Genomic DNA, 17,690 nt, shown 5'->3' on the forward strand with positions numbered 1-17,690 from the left:
TCGGGATCAAAGACTTACCAAGATGCGGAGAGATTTTTGTTGAGACCCGTGCAGCTTTGTTGAGGCGCATGCAGCTCTGCCATGCGCTTAAGGTCAAGCTCCTCACAGAGAAGTGTATCCTCAAGAACACAGTTCAGAGTTACATCCCTCTTCAGCCAGGTTTCGGAGGCTGAAGATGCAATTAAGGAACATTTTGCCACAAAACGGCCCCGATGTTCTTGGTTTTCGATACCGTTCGTTAATCCAATCCCGGCAGTTTCCGAAGCCGACCCACAACTAACCGAGAAGAGCCTGCGCTCATGTTGTCCCGCCGTGCCCTCCTGACAGGATCGCTCGCCCTTATCCTGACCCCCGCCACCATTGCCATGGCGCAGACCCAGGCCGAGTGGTCGCAGAATTACGAGGCTGTCTCCCGCACCCGAGTGCAACGGACCTCGACTCCGATGCTTTCGGCTGAATCCCTGGCCGCCACCGAGCAGATGATCGAGTATTACCGCAACATCGCCGCCCGCGGCGGATGGCAGCCGGTTCAGGGCGTACAGGGCCTGCGCGTCGGCTCCAAGAGCCCCGCGGTCGTTGCCCTGCGTCAGCGCCTCATCATCACGGGTGACCTCGATCCGGCTGCCGGCGAGTCGCCGATTTTCGACTCTTATGTCGAGGCAGGAGTGCGTCGCTTCCAGGCCCGCCACGGGATCAGCTCTACCGGCACTATGACGGCGGCCACGGTGGCCGCCATGAACGTGCCGGTCGACATCCGTATCCGCCAGCTTGAGATCAACGTGGCGCGCTTGCGCAGCCTCGTGGCCGGGGGCATGCCGAACCGTTACGTGGTCGCGAACATCCCTGCCGCGCTCGTCGAGACGGTGGAGGGTGGCATGGTTCATACCCGCCACGCTGCCGGCGTCGGCAAGATCGACCGTCAGTCGCCGCTCCTGAACTCCAAGGTGGTCGAGGTCAACTTCAACCCGTTCTGGACGGTGCCCGCTTCGATCATCAAGAAGGACCTGATCCCGAAGATGCAGAAGGAGCCGAACTACCTGACGGACAACAAGATTCGCATCTTCAACGGCAATCAGGAGCTCTCGCCGTCCCAGGTAAACTGGTTCTCGGACGAGGCCACCCGCTACCGCTTCCGCCAGGATCCGGGCGGCGAGTTGAACTCCATGGGCTTCGTGCGTATCAACATTCCTAACCAGCACGGCGTCTACATGCACGACACGCCCTCGAAGGGCATTTTCGGCGACGATTTCCGCTTCGTCTCCTCAGGCTGCATCCGCGTGCAGAACGTGCGCGACTACATCGAATTCCTCCTGAAGGATACGCCCGGCTGGAGCCGCGAGCAGATCGACGCGGCCTTCAAGTCGGGCGAGCGTATCGATGCCCGTCTTGCCCAGCCGGTTCCGATCCACTGGATCTACATGACCGCCTGGGCCACCCCGGATGGCCTCGTGCAGTTCCGCGACGACATTTACAATAAGGACGGGCTCGGCAGCTCCATTCCGGTGGCAAGCCGCACTCCGACTGAACCGGATGAGGAAATGTTCCTCCAGAACTAAGGCCACAGGCCTATGCCGACAGCAGCCCGCCCTTGAGGCGGGCTGTTGCCTTTCTGAAGCCGGGTCAACATGTCTCCAGAGCGGGTTGGCGCGCTTGGGGTGCCATGATAAAGGCCAAGGCCATCGGGAACTCTGAGCGCCAGCCAGGCGGGGCTCACAGCAAGGCGAGAATGACCATGAGCGCGAGCGAAGCAGCAAGAAATCACCTCTCCAACAGCTTTTTCTCGGCAAGCCTCGCCGACAGCGATCCTGAGATCGCCCGTGCCATCGGGCTCGAGCTCGGCCGCCAGCGCGATGAAATCGAGTTGATCGCTTCCGAAAACATTGTTTCCCGCGCCGTCCTGGAGGCTCAGGGCTCGGTGATGACGAACAAATACGCGGAAGGTTATCCGGGCCGCCGCTACTATGGCGGTTGCCAGTTCGTCGATATGGCCGAGGAGCTCGCCATCGAGCGGGCCAAGCGCCTCTTCGACTGTAAATTCGCGAACGTGCAGCCCAATTCCGGCTCCCAGGCCAATCAGGCCGTGTTCATGGCGCTCATGAAGCCGGGCGACACCTTCATGGGTCTCGATCTTGCCTGCGGCGGCCACCTGACCCACGGTTCGCCGGTCAACATGTCCGGCAAGTGGTTCAATGTCGTGAGCTACAAAGTCCGCGAGAGCGACCAGATCATCGACATGGACGAGGTCGCCCGCTTGGCTCGTGAGCACAAGCCGAAGGTGATCGTGGCCGGCGGCTCCGCCTATTCCCGCTTCTGGGACTTTGCCCGCTTCCGCGAGATTGCCGATGAGGTCGGCGCCTTCTTCATGGTCGACATCGCGCATTTCGCGGGTCTCGTGGCCGGTGGCGCACATCCGTCTCCGTTCCCTCACGCTCACGTGGTCACCACCACCACCCACAAGACCCTGCGCGGCCCGCGCGGCGGCATGATCCTCACCAATGACGAGGACATCGCCAAGAAGGTGAATTCCGCAATCTTCCCCGGCCTCCAGGGTGGCCCCCTTATGCACGTGATCGCTGCGAAGGCCGTGGCCTTCGGCGAGGCACTGCGTCCCGAGTTCAAGCTCTATGCCCGCTCGGTCGTCGAGAACGCCAAGGTGCTGGCCGACACGATGCTGGCGAACGGCTATGCGATTGTGGCCGGCGGCACGGATAACCACCTTATGCTTGTGGACTTGCGCCCGAAGAAGCTGACCGGCAAGGCTGCCGAGGCGGCTCTTGGCCGTGCCCACATCACCTGCAACAAGAACGGCGTGCCCTTCGACCCCGAAAAGCCGATGGTCACCTCGGGTGTCCGTCTCGGCACCCCGGCTGCCACATCGCGCGGCTTCGGCGTGGCCGAGTTCAAGAAGGTCGGCGAGCTGATCGTCGAGACCCTCGACGGACTTACCAAGCACGGTGAGGAAGCCAATGCCTCGGTTGAGGAATCGGTGAAGACCCGTGTTCACGAGCTGACCCGCCGCTTTCCGATCTACGCTTAACACTCGGACCGATCGATGCGCTGTCCCTATTGCGGGAGTCTCGACACGCAGGTGAAGGATTCCCGGCCGACGGACGATTCCTCCTCCATCCGCCGCCGCCGCATCTGTCCGGATTGCGGCGGTCGCTTCACGACCTTCGAGCGCGTGCAGCTGCGCGAGCTGACGGTGGTGAAGCGCTCGGGTCGTCGTGTGCCGTTCGACCGCGACAAGCTCCAGCAATCGGTGGAAGTGGCCTTGCGCAAGCGCTCGGTGGATCCCGAGCGCGTGGAGCGCATGATCAACGGCATCGTGCGCCAGCTCGAGAGCATGGGCGACGGCGAGGTGCCGAGTGAAACCGTGGGCGAACTCGTCATGGAAGGCCTGAAGGGCCTGGACGACGTGGCCTATGTCCGCTTCGCCTCCGTGTACAAAAACTTCCGCGAGGCCAAAGACTTCGAGGAAATCCTTGGCAAGTTGGCGGAAGAGCCGGAACCGGAGGAGACTCCGCGCCTGAAGAAGAAGCCGGCGCAATCCGAGCAATGAGCGCAGGCCAAACCCAACAGGATGAGCGCTTCATGCGGCTTGCCATTGCCCTTGGTGAGCGCAATCTCGGCCTGACCTGGCCCAACCCTTCCGTTGGCTCCGTCGTAGTCGACAAGAGCGGGGATGCTCCCGTTATTATCGCGCAAGGCGCGACACAGCCGGGGGGGCGTCCCCACGCCGAACGTGTTGCGCTCGCTGCAGCCGGAGGGCGCGCGAAGGGTGCCACGCTCTATGTCTCGCTGGAGCCGTGCTCCCATCATGGCAAGACGCCACCCTGCGCCGATGCGGTGGTGGAGGCGGGCATTACCCGCGTCGTCTCCGCTCTCGAGGACCCCGATACCCGCGTCGCCGGTCTCGGCCATGCCCGCCTTCGCGCGGCCGGCATAGAAGTGGTGACGGGTTGCCTTCAGCCGCTGGCCCGTCGCGCCCATCGTGGGCACATCACTCGCGTGACGAAAGGTCATCCCGCCGTCATCGTCAAACTTGCCCGCACGACGGAGGGGCTCGCCGGGGCGCGTCAGGGACCGCGCCTGATGATCACGGGCGGGATTGCGAATGCCAAAGTGCATCTGATGCGAGCTCATGCGGATGCCATCATGGTGGGGGTCGGCACGGTTCTTGCCGACGATCCGCTGCTGAACGTGCGTCTGCCGGGTCTCGAAAGCCATTCCCCGATCCGCATCGTTATCGACTCTCATCTGCGCACGCCGCTCGCCTCGCGCCTCGTGACCAGCGCACGTGACATCCCGACCTGGATCATCACCACCATTGAGGCGCCCATCGCGGCCGAGCATGAGCTCGTGGCGCAGGGGATCGAGGTTCTGCGCGCCCCGACGGATCAGGCGGGGCATGTGTCCTTGCCCGATACCCTTCAGCTTCTCGGCACACGTGGCCTGACTCGCGTCTTCTGCGAGGGAGGACCGGGTCTGGCGGATGCCCTGGCGCAAGCCGATCTCATCGACGAGCTGATCCTCATCACGGGCCGTTCCGCCCGCGATCAGGGCGATGTACCGGCCCTCGGACTTGCGCTGCAGGATCGCATGGATGCCCTTGACCTTTATGCTGACGAGCAGGTCGGCCCCGATCTTTTCATGTTTTGGGAGAAGCCCTGATGTTTACGGGTATCGTCACCGATGTCGGCGAGGTCGTGTCCGCCGAGGGATCGCAAGGCACTCTGAAACGCCTGCGCATCCGCTCGTCCTACGATCCCGCGACGATCACGCTCGGCGCTTCCATCGCCTGCGGCGGACCCTGCCTGACGGTCGTGGCCGTTGGCCCGCGTGACGGCGGTTGCTGGTTCGATGTGGATGCCGCCGCCGAAACGCTCGAGCGCACCACGGTCGGCAACTGGGAGCCCGGCACGAAGATCAATTTGGAACGCTCGCTCAAGATCGGCGACGAGCTCGGCGGCCACATCGTCACCGGTCACGTTGATGGCTTGGCCACCATCGTGAAGGTGGAGGCGATCACGGCAGGCGATGATCCTTGGGGGCCGACTGCCCGGTTCACCATCAAAGCTCCGTCCAATCTGGCTCCCTTCATCGCCGAGAAGGGCTCCGTCTGCCTCGACGGCACGTCGCTGACCGTGAACTCCGTTGATGGCGATCTCTTCTCCGTGCTCATCATCCCCCATACGCTCGCGGTGACCACCTGGGGCGAGCGCAAAGAGGGCGACAAGCTGAATATCGAGGTCGATCTCATGGCCCGCTACGCCGCACGCCTTGCAGACGCTCGTCGGGCGGGGTAGGGAACGCGCAACTCATTCCTGTTCCAACCATCTCCGGCGCCGCCTGATCGGCGCCAAACCTCTCCATTGAGGAGAGGCTGAAGGACTGCCTCATGGTCTCGCATTCCGCAAAGCCGCAAAGCTCCCGCCCGCCGGTTCCCGGCGCACGCATCCTCATCGTCGAGGCTCGGTTCTATGACGATATCGCCGACGAGCTGCTGCGGGGCGCGCAGACCTCCGTCGAGGCCGCCCAGGCGACCATGGATCTGCTGACCCTGGATGGCGCCCTCGAAATCCCGTCAACCGTCGCCATCGCTCTCGATGCCGCCGAGAGGGCCGGCAAGCCCTACGATGCCGTCGTGGCGCTTGGCTGCGTGATCCGTGGCGAGACGGGGCATTACGACATCGTGGCGGGCGAGAGTGCCCGCGCCCTCATGGATCTGTCGGTCGCCCGCAAGATCCCGCTCGCCAACGGCATCCTGACCGTGGAGAATGAGCAGCAGGCTTGGACCCGGGCGAGCGTGAATGAATTGAATAAGGGTGGGGGTGCGGTGGAAGCAGCGCTCGCCGTTCTGCGCATCAAAAAGAATCTGGAGGCCTGATCATCATGGCAAAGCCTGCAGAGCGTTCTGCCGCTCGTCTTGCCGCCGTCCAGGCCCTCTACCAGATGGATCTTTCCGGCAAGACCGTCGTCGATGCATTGGCCGAGTTCGAAGCCTTCTGGATCGGCCGCGAGGTCGAGGGCATCGAGTTCAAGCCATCCGATATCGAGTTCTTCCGCAATGTGATCTCCGGCGTGGTGCAGAACCAGCGCGCCATCGACGTGAAGATCGACAAGGCTCTCGCCGAGGGCTGGCCCCTGCGCCGTGTCGAGGCCGTGCTGCGCGCCATCCTGCGCGCCGGCGGCTATGAGATCATGTTCCGCAAGGACGTGCCCGCCCGCGTCGTCATCACAGAATATGTGGAAGTGGCCCACGGCTTCTACGGCGAGGACGAGCCGGGTCTCGTGAACGCGGTTCTCGACACACTCGCCCGCGACGTTCGCCCCGGAGAGCTGGAAAAAAAGGCAGCCGGACAGGCGAAGCGGTAAGCCTTCACATGGTAGGGATCGTCAGGCCATGACCTCGCGGGAGCGCCCCAATGAGGACGGGCTTATCGCCCGTTTCTTCGCGCCTCTGGCGGGCGAGGGCGCTCTTGGCCTGAAGGATGACGCCGCCTGCCTGTCTCCCACGCCGGGGCACGATCTCGTGCTCACGACGGACGCGCTGGTCGAGACGGTTCATTTCCTCCCCGAGGACTCGCCCGGTTCCATCGCCCGGAAGGCGCTAGGGGTCAATGTCTCGGATCTTGCGGCCAAGGGCGCGGATCCGGCAGGCTTTCTCTTAAGTCTCGCGCTTCCTGAGAACTGGACCGAGGAGTGGCTGGCTGCTTTCGCCGCCGGTCTCGGAGAGGCCGCGCGAGATTTTGCCTGTCCGCTGCTCGGGGGCGATACCGTGAAGGCGAGGGGGGCTCTCACGCTGTCCGTGACCGCCATGGGAGAAGTGCCGACGGGGTGCATGGTCCGGCGTACCACGGCACAAGTCGGAGATATCATCTGCATCACCGGCACCATCGGCGATGCGGCCCTCGGCTTGAGACTTCGGAAAGCTCCAGCCTGGGCTGAGAGCCTGTTGCCGGAGGAAAGGGCGCATCTCGCCGACCGCTACCTTCATCCTCAGCCCCGTCATCAGCTTGCTCGGGCGTTGAGAACCCATGCGCACGCGGCCATGGACGTCTCCGACGGGCTTGCGGGTGATCTCGCCAAGATGGTGCGGGTGAGCGGCGCGTCGGCCGTCGTGGAGGCGGACAGGGTGCCGCTCTCTCCAGGGGTGCGGAAGGCCATCCAAGTCGATCCAAGCCTCTACGATCTGGCCGTCACGGGCGGCGATGATTATGAGATTCTCTGCACGGTTCCGGAAAAGAATCTCGACAGTTTCATGAAAGAGGCCGATAGCGTGGGCATAATATTGTCCGCCATAGGCCGAGTCGTTCAAGGGCATGAGATCCCGGTCTTTCGGATGCAAGCTTCTGAAAGACGCTACGATGCAGGTTCATTCTCACATTTCTGACACCCTCGCCAAACGCAACGCACTCGTGCTCGCCTGCGCCCAGGCGCTCGGCGGATCGAGCCCGGCTATCGTGGTGTCGCTTGGCGGTCTCGTGGGACAGAACCTTGCCGAGAACAAGGAACTCGCTACGCTTCCCGTCAGCCTTCTCAATCTCGGACTGGCGCTCGGCACCATTCCCGCTGCCATGCTGATGCGGCGGGCGGGGCGGCGCATCGGCTATATCGTGGGCGCCGGGATCGGTCTGCTCGGAGGGTGCCTTGCGGCGCTGGGCATCGCCTCTTTCAGCTTTGTGCTCTTTTGCCTTGGCACCATGATCATCGGCATGTACGGCTCGTTCAACCAGAGCTACCGCTTTGCCGCGACCGATGCGGCCTCCGATTCCTTCAAGCCCCGGGCGATTGCCTGGGTCATGACCGGCGGGCTCGTTGCTGGTGTCCTCGGTCCTCAGACGGTGATCTGGCTCAGGGATGCGGTCCACACCGCGCCATTTTCCGGTGCCTTCCTGGGGCAGGCGGCCCTGGCTCTGATGTCCATGGTGGCCGTCTCGTTCTTGAGGCCCGTGCCTGTCGGCATCGCACCGAAGGCCGGAGGCGGCAGGCCGCTGGGCGAAATCGTCCGGCAACCCCGCTTCGTCGTCGCGGCGGTGGCGGGCCTCGTTTCCTATGCCCTCATGAGTTTTGTCATGACGGCCGCTCCCATGGCCATGGTCGGGTGCGGTCTTCCCATCGAGGCAGCGGCGCTCGGCATCCAATGGCACATCCTGGCCATGTTCGGCCCGAGCTTCTTCACGGGACGCCTGATCGGCCGCTTTGGCAAGGAGCGTGTGACGGCTGCCGGGTTGTGCCTGATCGCTCTCTCATCGGCCGTCGGCCTGTCGGGTATCGAGATCGCCCATTTCTGGGCGACCCTCATCCTCCTCGGCATCGGCTGGAATTTCGGCTTCATCGGTGCAACCGCCATGGTTACCGATTGCTACCGCCCGGAGGAGCGCACGAAGGTTCAGGCTGCCAACGACTTCCTGATCTTCGGGTCCGTCGCCGCCGCATCGTTCTCTTCCGGTAGGCTCCTCAATGCGGGCGGCTGGGATACCGTGAACTCTATGGTCTTCCCGCCCGTCGTCGTTGCTCTACTTCTGCTAGCTTGGCAGCATAGGGCACGAGCAACTATACCCGCTTAAAGTCTTACAGGGTTCCTGTGAGTAAAAAGGCAGGTATCATTGCGAACGGCCTAGTTTTTTGCCACCAAATATAAAGTTCGCTGGGGGTGGAGGCCGTTCAGGGCCAAAAATTCAGGCTTTGAAAACCGGCTTTCTGCCTTCCCATAACAAGGATGGCATGATGGCACTCACCCTAATTATCTTGGGCGGGCTTCTCTCGATTGCGTACGGCCTCTGGGCCATCAGCGACGTGATGAAGCGGGACGCCGGTTCTCAGCGCATGCAGGAAATTGCAGGCGCGGTCGCTGAAGGCGCGAAAGCCTATCTCCGCAGGCAATATACGACGATCGGCATCGTAGGGATGGTCCTCTTTGCCATTATCGCCTACTTCCTCGGCATTCGCGTCGCGATCGGCTTTGCCATCGGGGCCCTCCTTTCCGGCGCTGCAGGCTTCATCGGCATGAACGTTTCCGTTCGGGCCAATGTCCGCACCGCCCAGGCCGCCACGCAATCGCTCGGCGGCGGTCTGGACGTGGCCTTCAAGGCAGGCGCCGTTACGGGCATGCTGGTAGCGGGGCTCGCGCTTCTCGGCGTTGCGCTCTACTTTGGCTATCTCACCCGCATCGCCGGCCTCAACTCCGCCGACCGCGTGGTGATCGACAGTCTCGTGGCTCTTGGCTTCGGCGCTTCGCTTATTTCGATCTTCGCCCGTCTCGGCGGCGGCATCTTCACCAAGGGTGCGGACGTCGGTGGCGATCTCGTGGGCAAGGTGGAGGCGGGCATTCCGGAAGACGATCCGCGCAATCCCGCAACGATTGCCGACAACGTGGGCGATAATGTCGGCGACTGCGCCGGCATGGCCGCCGACCTGTTCGAGACCTATGCGGTAACGGTAGTCGCCACCATGGTGCTGGCTGCGATCTTCTTCGCCGGTCAGCCGCTCCTGGAAACGATGCTGCTCTACCCGCTCGGCATCGGCGCGGTCTGCATTCTCACCTCGATTATCGGCACCTTCTTTGTAAAGCTCGGTCAGAACGAGTCCATCATGGGCGCGCTCTACAAGGGCCTCATCGTGACGGGCATTCTCTCCATCGTCGCTATCGGCGTCGTGACCTGGCAGATGATCGGCTTCGGACCGATTGCGGGCACCGAATACACGGGCCAGTCACTGTTCTGGTGTGCCGTCATTGGTCTCGCGGTCACGGCGTTCATCGTCGTGATCACCGAGTACTATACCGGTGTCGGTTTCCGTCCCGTGCGCTCCATCGCCCAGTCCTCCGTGACGGGCCATGGCACGAATGTGATCCAGGGCCTTGCGGTGTCCCTCGAATCGACGGCGCTGCCGACCATCGTGATCATTGCAGGCATCATCATCGCCTACAAGCTCGCCGGCCTCTTCGGCATCGCGATTGCGGTGACCGCCATGCTGGCGCTCGCCGGCTTGATCGTGGCACTCGATGCTTTCGGTCCGGTGACCGACAACGCAGGCGGCATCGCCGAAATGGCGGGTCTTCCGAAAGAAGTGCGCAAGTCGACGGACGCGCTCGACGCGGTCGGCAACACCACGAAGGCCGTCACCAAGGGCTATGCCATCGGCTCGGCAGGTCTTGGCGCTCTCGTGCTCTTCGCGGCCTACACCTCCGACCTCAACCACTTCACGCAGAATGCGGCTCAGTATCCGTACTTCCAGGACGTGAAGCCGGACTTCTCTCTAGCGAACCCGTACGTGGTTGTTGGTCTCCTCTTCGGCGGCCTGATCCCGTTCCTTTTCGGGGGCATCGCCATGACGGCGGTGGGCCGTGCGGCGGGTTCCGTGGTGGAAGAGGTGCGCCGTCAGTTCCGCGACAAGCCGGGCATCATGCAAGGCACCGACCGTCCCGATTACGGACGTGCGGTGGACATGCTCACCCGCGCTGCGATCAAGGAAATGATCGTGCCCTCGCTCCTGCCGGTGCTGGCGCCGATCGTGACCTACTTCGTGATCCTCTGGATTGCGGGCAAGTCGCAGGCCTTCTCGGCCGTGGGTGCGATGCTCCTCGGCGTGATCGTGACGGGTCTCTTCGTCGCGATCTCCATGACCTCCGGCGGCGGAGCCTGGGATAATGCGAAGAAGTCCTTCGAGGACGGCTTCACGGATGCTTCCGGCACGACGCACCACAAAGGTTCCGAAGCTCACAAGGCATCTGTGACGGGTGACACCGTCGGTGATCCCTACAAAGATACGGCAGGCCCTGCCGTGAATCCGGCGATCAAGATCACCAACATCATCGCTCTGCTGCTGCTGGCGATCCTGGCGCATTCGTAACGCCAAACAAGTGCCCCCCTGCAAACCCGCGGCACAAACCGCGGGTTTTCGATTTTCGCAGAGGCGCAAAAAAGGCCGGGACATGAGCCCAGCCTTCTTCTGTCGAGATGAGAAGTTTTCTTATGAGCCGAACGGGTTGAAGTTGTTCGTGCCACGGAGGATTTGTCCGAGGAAGCTCGTCTCCTGGCCGCCAGCCGGAGTGGTGCGGCTGATGAAGTCGAACACCTGGCCATCCTGGATGCCGTAGAGACCGACGCGCTCGACGCGCAGGTTGTTGTCGAAGTAGACCGCAGTGACCCGCTGGTCCACGACCGTCTCGTTCATGAACCGTAGGGGGCGGCGGGACTTCTGGCTGATATAGTACCAGCTCTTGTTGCCGACGGTGGACACCGTTGAGGGAGTGCCGAGGGTCTGGAGCACCTGATCGGCACTCATGCCCTTCTTGACCTGGGCCACGGCGTTCTCGTCCAGCTGGTATCCACGGGCATACTCCTCGCCAATGGTGCAGGCGGCAACGGAGGTGGCAAGGAAAGTCGCAGTAGCCAAGCGTACCAAAAGGGTATGATATCGACGCATCGTACGGTTCTTCCAGGAATGCGGCGCGGATACTTGCGCCTGTGGATCGTGATGGCGTAACCCGAAGGTTCGATTTTTACAAGCTTAGAAGGGAAAGGGCTGTGATCTTCAGTCTCTTCCGCAAGGACCCCCGGCGCACGACCATCGCGGCTCTCTATGCGAGAATCGCCAATGCCTCCCGCAATCCGGGTCTCTACGCGGCACTCGGCATTCCGGATAGTCTCGAGGGACGGTTCGAGGCCCTCTCACTCCACATGATCCTTACTTTGCGCGCTCTGAGGGAGCTTCCTCCCCCGGCGGATGATGTGGCCAAGGACCTGACGGACGCCTTTTTCCGGGACATGGACGCCTCTTTGCGGGAAATGGGCGTCGGCGACACGGTTGTGCCCAAGCGCATGAAGAAGGTGGCCGCGGCCTTTTATGGCCGGACCCAGGCCTACGACCCGGCCTTCAATACCGGGGACGAGAGCGCATTGGCCGAGGCGCTCGGCCGGAACGCCTTGGGGGGCGATGCGCCTGCCGCTTCGCTGGCGCGTTATGCCCTGGCGGCGGACAAGGGTCTTAAGGCCGTCACGCTTGACGTGTTACTCGAAACCGGGCCCGCTTTCCCAACGCCCGAAGCCTTCACAGAGGAGGGAAGCCGATGACACCTGAAACCGTAGGTCCCCTGTCGCGCCTCGTGGATGTCATGAACATTCCGCCTCGAGGGCAGGAAGTCCATGTTGAGGCGAGCGCCGAGGAACGCGCCGCTTTGGCGAAGGATTTCGGGCTCCCCGGCATTCAGGCCCTCTCTGGGGATTTCAAGCTGAGCACCTCCGCCAAGGGCATTCATGTGACGGGCGTGGTGAAGGCCTCCATCACCCAGATCTGCGTCGTGACCCTCGATTCGTTCGATTCGGATATCGAGGAGGAGGTCGAGGTGGATTTCGCGGAACCCTCAGGGATGCCCGCGGAGCCGCCGACGGACATCAACGAATACGAGCCGCCGGATGAGATCACCAACGGTCAGATTGATCTCGGCGCGCTCACCGCGGAGTTCCTGGCTCTCGGCCTCGATCCCTATCCGCGCAAGCCGGGGGTCGATTTCGACTACCGCGACCTCCGGGACGAGAAGGATTCGCCCTTTGCTGCTCTGGGCAAGCTGAAGACGGACAAGTAAAACGATCCCTTGGAAAGGATGGCTTTCAGAGGCTCTCCAGCCTCTGAGCCCTGTTGTGCCGAGGGCTACAGAATTCGGTTGCGATGCCAACGCAAACCGGTATTTTCCGCCCCCTGTTCAAGCCGAAAGAAAGAAAAACCGGTTATGTCGAAGCCAGTGCGTATTTCGCTCGATGCGATGGGGGGAGATCACGGCCCGTCAATCGTCATCCCTGGTGCGGCCCTGGCCCTCGAGCGGCATCCCGATATCCGTTTTCTCATGTTCGGCAGCGAGGCGGTGATTGCGCCCCTTCTGAATGCTCATCCCAAGCTGAAGGCCGCGACCGAGCTCCATCACACCGACATCGCCATTGCGATGGACGAGAAGCCGAGCCAGGCGATCCGTATGGGTCGCGGCAAATCATCCATGTGGAAGGCGGTGCAAGCCGTCCGGGACGGGGAGGCGGATGCCTGCGTCTCCGCCGGCAACACCGGTGCTCTGATGGCAACAGCCAAGATCTGCCTGAAGACCATGGTCCATATCGAGCGCCCAGCGATTGCCGCCATGTGGCCGACCATGCGGGGTGAGAGCATCGTGCTCGATGTGGGCGCCACCATCGGTGCGGATGCGGGGCACCTCGTCGACATGGCCATCATGGGTGCCGCCATGGCGCGCATCGTGTTCGACCTGGAGCGCCCCACCGTGGGGCTGCTCAATGTGGGCACTGAAGAAATCAAGGGGATCGAGGCCGTCAAGGAAGCCGGCCGCATTCTCAAGGAGATGAATGCTCCTTATCTGGAGTATCGCGGCTTCGTGGAAGGCGACGATATCGGCAAGGGGACCGTCGACGTGGTGGTAACCGAGGGCTTTACGGGCAACATTGCCCTGAAGACCGCGGAGGGCACGGCCAAGCAGATCGGACAATACCTGCGTTCAGCCATGAGCCGCACGCTGATGGCTAAGATCGGCTATCTGTTCGCGAAACAGGCCTTTAACGCTCTCAAGGACAAGATGGACCCGCGCAAGGTCAATGGCGGCGTCTTCCTTGGCCTCGAAGGCGTGGTCGTGAAGAGCCACGGCGGCACGGACGATCTCGGTTTCGCTAGTGCCATCGACGTGGCCTACGACATGGCGCATTTTGAATTGATGAACACAATTCGGGGCATGCTGGAGCATGATCCGGTCGGGCACTCGGCCTGAGGAAAGTATTACCTTGAAACGTATCCGTTCCATCGTACGCGGCGTTGGGTCCTACCTGCCGAAGCGAAAGCTGACCAACCAGGACCTCGAGAAAATCGTGGACACCACGCACGAGTGGATCGTGCAGCGGACCGGTATCGAGCAACGCTATATCGCGGATGACAGTGAGACCACGTCGGTTCTCGGCATCAAGGCCGCGGAGGCTGCGCTCGCCGATGCGGGTCTGACGACGCAGGATATCGATCTCATCGTCTGCGCCACCTCGACGCCGGACCATACCTTCCCGTCCACTGCGACGATGATCCAGAACGGTTTAGGGATCACGCATGGCGCGGCCTTCGACCTGCAGGCCGTCTGCACCGGCTTCGTCTATGCGGTTGCGACCGCCGACAAATTTCTCCAGTCCGGCTCGCACAAGCGTGCCCTCGTGATCGGTGCGGAGACCTTCTCGCGCATCCTCGACTGGAACGATCGCACCACCTGCGTTCTCTTTGGCGACGGTGCCGGCGCGCTCGTTCTTGAAGCCCAGGAGGGCGAGGGGACCTCTGCCGACCGGGGGGTTCTGACTTCGCAGCTGCGCTCGGACGGTCGCTACCGCGAGAAGCTCTATGTCGATGGCGGCCCGGGCTCCACGAAGACCACCGGTGTCCTGAAGATGGAGGGCAGGGAGGTGTTCAAGTTCGCCGTCGGTATGGTCACCGATGTCGTGCAGGACGCCTTCACGGCCAGCGGAACGACGCCCGAAGAGCTGAAGTGGTTCGTGCCGCATCAGGCTAACAAGCGCATTATTACCGCCAGTGCCGACAAGCTCGGCATCGCGCCCGAGAAGGTGGTGATCACCGTCGACAGGCACGGTAATACCTCGGCGGCTTCGATCCCACTGGCTCTCGATGTCGCCCGCAAGGACGGGCGGATCAAGGATGGCGACCTCGTCATGATCGAGGCCATCGGCGGCGGCTTCACGTGGGGCAGCGCGCTCATTCGCTGGTAGGAATATAGACCGTATGGCCTATATGGTAACCGCTTGACGCCAACTCTAAGGTTGACCATACGGAGCCATCTGCATAGCGTCTTAACTGATTGAAAGACCAAAGAACTCATTCTTGCTGGGGAGCTCAATGGCTGGCAAAACTGTGACGAGAGCGGATCTGAGCGAGGCTGTCTACCAGAAGGTGGGCCTCTCGAGGACCGAATCGGCCGAACTGGTCGAGAGGGTTCTGGCGGAGATCTGCGACAGCCTAGCTGCCGGTGAGACCGTGAAGCTCTCGTCCTTCGGCTCCTTCGTCGTGCGCAGCAAAGGCGAGCGCGTCGGCCGCAACCCGAAGACGGGTGTCGAGGTGCCGATCGATCCGCGTCGGGTCATGGTCTTCAAGCCGTCCAACGTGCTGAAGGCCTATATCAACGGTGAAATCGTCGAGGGCGAGGATTAACGCCTCGATGCCGGGCGGCGCTATGGACAAGAGCCCTGACGCGTTCCGCACCATCAGCGAGGTGGCCGAGGACCTTGATTTGCCGCAACATGTGCTGCGCTTCTGGGAAACCCGCTTCACTCATATCAAGCCTCTGAAACGCGGCGGTGGGCGTCGTTATTACCGTCCGGATGACGTCGATCTCCTCAAGGGCATCCGCCATCTCCTCTATGGCGAGGGCTACACCATCAAGGGCGTGCAGCGCATCCTCAAGGAGGAGGGTGTCCGCTTCGTCCAGGCCGTCGGCCGGGGCGAGGAGAGCGTGGCTGCGCCGCGTCCCGAGCCAAGGGAGACGGTTGCCGAGGAAGATGAGGATTTTGTCGCGTCCGGGAACTCTGACCCCGTTATCGTGGCCTCCGAATCTCTTCTGTCGGATGATGCCTTGCACAAGCTGCGAGCAGCCCTGGATGAGCTGGTCGAATGCGATCGTGTTCTGAGGTCCCTGAAGACCCCGACTGAAACGCTTGCGTCTGAATAGGCCGGAGCCCTTTTCCGCGCCTGACTTCGCGAAGGAGTCGGGAAGGTTCGGATGCGTTATGCAGGTTTTTGCCGTCGATCCAAAAATGCTTGCAGGGGACGCTTGACAGGGGGCAGGGCGGCCCTTAAACCGCACCCCACACACCGCTTCGGCGGTCCGATGCGCGGGCGTAGCTCAGTCGGTTAGAGTGCCGGCCTGTCACGCCGGAGGTCGCGGGTTCGAGCCCCGTCGCCCGCGCCACTTCTCTCCAGGACAATTCGAACGTAACGAAGGTTCTGAGCCTTGGCTTCGGGCGGTTGCTCTGCGTCTGCATTCCCGCCCAAGTTCCGAAGCGTGGCACTTTTTGGGGTCTTGAGCATTTCCCCAGAGTTCCAGCGTCTCGTCCCCAAAGCGGTCTGGAAAAGAGTGCAGGGTAGGGTTTGTCCTGATGATTTCGAGGCTTTTTACCAGCTTTTCCAATTGGGTGGCCCAGATATCCGGGCGCCCGATGTCCTTTGCCGTCAGCCTGATCGTCATTCTTCTCTGGGCTTTGAGTGGTCCGATCTTTGGATTCTCCGATACGTGGCAGCTGGTGGTGAATACCGGGACCACGATTGTGACCTTCCTGATGGTGTTTCTGATTCAGAATACCCAGAACAGGGACGGGGCAGCGATTCAGGCCAAGCTCGATGAACTGATCCGGGTAAGCGCTGCTCAGAATGTGTTCATTGGTATCGAGCACCTGACGCAGGAGGAACTCGATGAGATTCGGGCCAAATGCGAGGCCAGGGCCAAGACTGAAACCGCCGCAAATCAGGCAGAACACAGGGCTAACCGCAAGGCAGCCCAGGCTGCGGAAAAGGCCACATCTTAGTTTGGAATGGTTCTTTTTACGGCATCGCAAACACTTGTCAGGGAAGGGGATCTCGGATAAGCCTCCCGCCACAACCGCCGTTTGTCGCAGGGTCTGTCTTCGGGCCTTTTTGTGGCTTAAATGCGTGGCATGTCGCCGGCCTTCCGGCCGCGCTCCGTTCCTTCTGGGTGTCGTATGACGAATCTCCTCGCCGACTACCTGCCTCTCGTGATCTTCATCGGCGTGTCGCTCCTGATCGGGGTGGCGCTGCTTGTGGCGCCGTTCATCGTCGCCTACAGCAAGCCTGATACGGAAAAGCTGTCCGCTTACGAGTGCGGGTTCAATGCCTTCGATGACGCACGCATGAAATTCGACGTGCGGTTCTATCTGGTCGCCATTCTTTTCATCATTTTCGATCTGGAAGTCGCCTTCCTGTTCCCCTGGGCCATCGTGTTCGGGAATCTGGGCTGGTTCGGCTTCATCTCGATGATGATCTTCCTCGGCGTCCTGACCATCGGCTTCGTCTATGAGTGGAAGAAGGGAGCCCTGGAATGGGATTGATCTCCGATAACCAGTCTGCCCTGGTGGCTCCCGCCCCGCGCGGCATCATCGATCCCAATACCGGCAAGCCGGTGGGCTCGACCGATCCCTATTTCGTCTCCATCAACGACGAGCTGTCCGACAAGGGCTTCCTTGTGACCTCGACCGAGGACCTCATCAACTGGGCGCGTACTGGCTCGCTCATGTGGATGACTTTCGGCCTGGCCTGCTGCGCCGTCGAAATGATGCAGATGTCCATGCCCCGGTACGACGCCGAGCGCTTCGGATTCGCGCCCCGCGCCTCACCGCGCCAGTCGGACGTGATGATCGTTGCCGGTACGCTCACCAACAAGATGGCCCCTGCGCTCCGGAAGGTCTATGACCAGATGCCGGAGCCGCGTTACGTCATCTCCATGGGCTCCTGTGCCAATGGCGGCGGCTACTATCATTATTCCTATTCGGTGGTTCGTGGCTGCGACCGTATCGTGCCGGTCGACATCTACGTGCCTGGCTGCCCCCCGACCGCGGAGGCGCTCCTCTACGGCGTTCTGCTTCTTCAGAAGAAGATCCGCCGTACCGGTACCATCGAGCGCTGAGCAAAGG

20 protein-coding genes and 1 tRNA gene are annotated in these 17,690 nt (G+C 62.0%); 20 read left to right on the forward strand and 1 reads right to left on the reverse strand.

The window, feature by feature from the left end; genetic code table 11:
- The first annotated feature begins 299 nt into the window (after window positions 1-299).
- The 10 genes from ACUXUR_RS01660 to ACUXUR_RS01705 all read left to right on the forward strand — a co-directional run bounded on the left by ACUXUR_RS01660 (window position 300) and on the right by ACUXUR_RS01705 (window position 10,854).
- On the forward strand, window positions 300-1,556 hold the full coding sequence (locus tag ACUXUR_RS01660; protein WP_445500587.1) for a L,D-transpeptidase family protein: 1,257 nt from the start codon (window positions 300-302) through the stop codon (window positions 1,554-1,556).
- A 176-nt stretch (window positions 1,557-1,732) separates the two neighbouring features.
- Window positions 1,733-3,037 (forward strand): serine hydroxymethyltransferase, encoded by a 1,305-nt coding sequence (gene glyA / locus ACUXUR_RS01665; RefSeq protein WP_445500588.1) that lies wholly within the window; start codon window positions 1,733-1,735, stop codon window positions 3,035-3,037.
- Window positions 3,038-3,052: 15 nt separating this feature from the next.
- Window positions 3,053-3,559: a transcriptional regulator NrdR gene (gene nrdR / locus ACUXUR_RS01670; protein ID WP_047187156.1), complete on the forward strand. Its 507-nt coding sequence runs from the start codon at window positions 3,053-3,055 to the stop codon at window positions 3,557-3,559.
- Window positions 3,556-4,671: a bifunctional diaminohydroxyphosphoribosylaminopyrimidine deaminase/5-amino-6-(5-phosphoribosylamino)uracil reductase RibD gene (gene ribD, locus ACUXUR_RS01675; protein WP_445500589.1), complete on the forward strand. Its 1,116-nt coding sequence runs from the start codon at window positions 3,556-3,558 to the stop codon at window positions 4,669-4,671. Before nrdR ends, ribD begins: the two co-directional genes overlap by 4 nt.
- A complete protein-coding gene (locus ACUXUR_RS01680; RefSeq protein ID WP_445500590.1) occupies window positions 4,671-5,306 on the forward strand; it encodes a riboflavin synthase in 636 nt (211 codons plus the stop codon). The genes ribD and ACUXUR_RS01680 overlap by 1 nt, the downstream gene beginning before the upstream one ends.
- Window positions 5,307-5,398: 92 nt before the next feature.
- Window positions 5,399-5,887 carry a 6,7-dimethyl-8-ribityllumazine synthase gene (gene ribH, locus ACUXUR_RS01685; RefSeq protein ID WP_445500591.1) on the forward strand — a complete coding sequence of 163 codons (489 nt, stop codon included), beginning with the start codon at window positions 5,399-5,401 and terminating at the stop codon, window positions 5,885-5,887.
- Window positions 5,888-5,892: 5 nt separating this feature from the next.
- Window positions 5,893-6,375, forward strand: coding sequence for a transcription antitermination factor NusB (gene nusB / locus ACUXUR_RS01690; protein WP_445500592.1), 483 nt, complete (start codon window positions 5,893-5,895; stop codon window positions 6,373-6,375).
- Window positions 6,376-6,403: 28 nt separating this feature from the next.
- Window positions 6,404-7,393, forward strand: coding sequence for a thiamine-phosphate kinase (gene thiL / locus ACUXUR_RS01695; RefSeq protein WP_445500593.1), 990 nt, complete (start codon window positions 6,404-6,406; stop codon window positions 7,391-7,393).
- Complete coding sequence (locus tag ACUXUR_RS01700) at window positions 7,368-8,570, forward strand: MFS transporter (RefSeq protein ID WP_445500594.1); 1,203 nt, start codon at window positions 7,368-7,370, stop codon at window positions 8,568-8,570. The genes thiL and ACUXUR_RS01700 overlap by 26 nt, the downstream gene beginning before the upstream one ends.
- A 157-nt stretch (window positions 8,571-8,727) precedes the next feature.
- Window positions 8,728-10,854 carry a sodium-translocating pyrophosphatase gene (locus ACUXUR_RS01705; RefSeq protein WP_445500595.1) on the forward strand — a complete coding sequence of 709 codons (2,127 nt, stop codon included), beginning with the start codon at window positions 8,728-8,730 and terminating at the stop codon, window positions 10,852-10,854.
- Window positions 10,855-10,974: 120 nt separating this feature from the next.
- Here the strand turns inward: ACUXUR_RS01705 and ACUXUR_RS01710 are convergent, their stop codons facing one another.
- On the reverse strand, window positions 10,975-11,430 hold the full coding sequence (locus ACUXUR_RS01710) for an outer membrane protein assembly factor BamE (protein ID WP_445500596.1): 456 nt from the start codon (window positions 11,428-11,430) through the stop codon (window positions 10,975-10,977).
- A gap of 101 nt (window positions 11,431-11,531) precedes the next feature.
- Between ACUXUR_RS01710 and ACUXUR_RS01715 the strand changes: the two genes are divergently transcribed.
- The 10 genes from ACUXUR_RS01715 (at window position 11,532) to ACUXUR_RS01760 (ending at window position 17,683) form a co-directional block, all read left to right on the forward strand.
- Entirely contained in the window at window positions 11,532-12,077 is a 546-nt protein-coding gene (locus tag ACUXUR_RS01715; protein WP_445500597.1) for a ubiquinol-cytochrome C chaperone family protein, read from the forward strand.
- Window positions 12,074-12,589, forward strand: a complete 516-nt coding sequence (locus ACUXUR_RS01720) for a YceD family protein (RefSeq protein WP_445500598.1) — start codon at window positions 12,074-12,076, stop codon at window positions 12,587-12,589. Before ACUXUR_RS01715 ends, ACUXUR_RS01720 begins: the two co-directional genes overlap by 4 nt.
- 144 nt (window positions 12,590-12,733) lie before the next feature.
- The gene (plsX, locus tag ACUXUR_RS01725) at window positions 12,734-13,768 is read left to right on the forward strand and encodes a phosphate acyltransferase PlsX (RefSeq protein ID WP_445500599.1); all 1,035 of its coding nucleotides are present in this window, start codon (window positions 12,734-12,736) and stop codon (window positions 13,766-13,768) included.
- Window positions 13,743-14,759 (forward strand): beta-ketoacyl-ACP synthase III, encoded by a 1,017-nt coding sequence (locus ACUXUR_RS01730; RefSeq protein WP_445500600.1) that lies wholly within the window; start codon window positions 13,743-13,745, stop codon window positions 14,757-14,759. Before plsX ends, ACUXUR_RS01730 begins: the two co-directional genes overlap by 26 nt.
- A 127-nt stretch (window positions 14,760-14,886) precedes the next feature.
- The gene (locus tag ACUXUR_RS01735) at window positions 14,887-15,198 is read left to right on the forward strand and encodes an integration host factor subunit alpha (RefSeq protein ID WP_445500601.1); all 312 of its coding nucleotides are present in this window, start codon (window positions 14,887-14,889) and stop codon (window positions 15,196-15,198) included.
- Between the two features lie 22 nt (window positions 15,199-15,220).
- Window positions 15,221-15,715: a MerR family transcriptional regulator gene (locus tag ACUXUR_RS01740; RefSeq protein WP_445500872.1), complete on the forward strand. Its 495-nt coding sequence runs from the start codon at window positions 15,221-15,223 to the stop codon at window positions 15,713-15,715.
- Between the two features lie 163 nt (window positions 15,716-15,878).
- Window positions 15,879-15,955 (forward strand) — tRNA-Asp (locus ACUXUR_RS01745).
- Window positions 15,956-16,142: 187 nt separating this feature from the next.
- Complete coding sequence (locus ACUXUR_RS01750; RefSeq protein WP_445500602.1) at window positions 16,143-16,568, forward strand: low affinity iron permease family protein; 426 nt, start codon at window positions 16,143-16,145, stop codon at window positions 16,566-16,568.
- Between the two features lie 174 nt (window positions 16,569-16,742).
- A complete protein-coding gene (locus tag ACUXUR_RS01755) occupies window positions 16,743-17,108 on the forward strand; it encodes an NADH-quinone oxidoreductase subunit A (RefSeq protein WP_445500603.1) in 366 nt (121 codons plus the stop codon).
- Window positions 17,099-17,683, forward strand: coding sequence for a NuoB/complex I 20 kDa subunit family protein (locus ACUXUR_RS01760; protein WP_445500604.1), 585 nt, complete (start codon window positions 17,099-17,101; stop codon window positions 17,681-17,683). The genes ACUXUR_RS01755 and ACUXUR_RS01760 overlap by 10 nt, the downstream gene beginning before the upstream one ends.
- The last annotated feature ends 7 nt before the right edge of the window (window positions 17,684-17,690 follow it).

The organism is Microvirga medicaginis, from assembly GCF_052658925.1.

Bases quoted from the DNA above. Each gene is read 5' to 3' on its own strand.
- ribD (WP_445500589.1), top strand. From the start codon at position 3,556: ATGAGCGCAGGCCAAACCCAACAGGATGAGCGCTTCATGCGGCTTGCC.
- ACUXUR_RS01755 (WP_445500603.1), top strand. From the start codon at position 16,743: ATGACGAATCTCCTCGCCGACTACCTGCCTCTCGTGATCTTCATCGGC.
- ACUXUR_RS01680 (WP_445500590.1), top strand. From the start codon at position 4,671: ATGTTTACGGGTATCGTCACCGATGTCGGCGAGGTCGTGTCCGCCGAG.
- ACUXUR_RS01720 (WP_445500598.1), top strand. From the start codon at position 12,074: ATGACACCTGAAACCGTAGGTCCCCTGTCGCGCCTCGTGGATGTCATG.
- ACUXUR_RS01660 (WP_445500587.1), top strand. From the start codon at position 300: ATGTTGTCCCGCCGTGCCCTCCTGACAGGATCGCTCGCCCTTATCCTG.
- nrdR (WP_047187156.1), top strand. From the start codon at position 3,053: ATGCGCTGTCCCTATTGCGGGAGTCTCGACACGCAGGTGAAGGATTCC.
- plsX (WP_445500599.1), top strand. From the start codon at position 12,734: ATGTCGAAGCCAGTGCGTATTTCGCTCGATGCGATGGGGGGAGATCAC.
- ACUXUR_RS01710 (WP_445500596.1), bottom strand. From the start codon at position 11,430: ATGCGTCGATATCATACCCTTTTGGTACGCTTGGCTACTGCGACTTTC.
- glyA (WP_445500588.1), top strand. From the start codon at position 1,733: ATGAGCGCGAGCGAAGCAGCAAGAAATCACCTCTCCAACAGCTTTTTC.
- ACUXUR_RS01740 (WP_445500872.1), top strand. From the start codon at position 15,221: ATGGACAAGAGCCCTGACGCGTTCCGCACCATCAGCGAGGTGGCCGAG.
- ribH (WP_445500591.1), top strand. From the start codon at position 5,399: ATGGTCTCGCATTCCGCAAAGCCGCAAAGCTCCCGCCCGCCGGTTCCC.
- ACUXUR_RS01705 (WP_445500595.1), top strand. From the start codon at position 8,728: ATGATGGCACTCACCCTAATTATCTTGGGCGGGCTTCTCTCGATTGCG.
- ACUXUR_RS01730 (WP_445500600.1), top strand. From the start codon at position 13,743: ATGATCCGGTCGGGCACTCGGCCTGAGGAAAGTATTACCTTGAAACGT.
- ACUXUR_RS01750 (WP_445500602.1), top strand. From the start codon at position 16,143: ATGATTTCGAGGCTTTTTACCAGCTTTTCCAATTGGGTGGCCCAGATA.
- ACUXUR_RS01700 (WP_445500594.1), top strand. From the start codon at position 7,368: ATGCAGGTTCATTCTCACATTTCTGACACCCTCGCCAAACGCAACGCA.
- ACUXUR_RS01735 (WP_445500601.1), top strand. From the start codon at position 14,887: ATGGCTGGCAAAACTGTGACGAGAGCGGATCTGAGCGAGGCTGTCTAC.
- ACUXUR_RS01760 (WP_445500604.1), top strand. From the start codon at position 17,099: ATGGGATTGATCTCCGATAACCAGTCTGCCCTGGTGGCTCCCGCCCCG.
- thiL (WP_445500593.1), top strand. From the start codon at position 6,404: ATGACCTCGCGGGAGCGCCCCAATGAGGACGGGCTTATCGCCCGTTTC.
- nusB (WP_445500592.1), top strand. From the start codon at position 5,893: ATGGCAAAGCCTGCAGAGCGTTCTGCCGCTCGTCTTGCCGCCGTCCAG.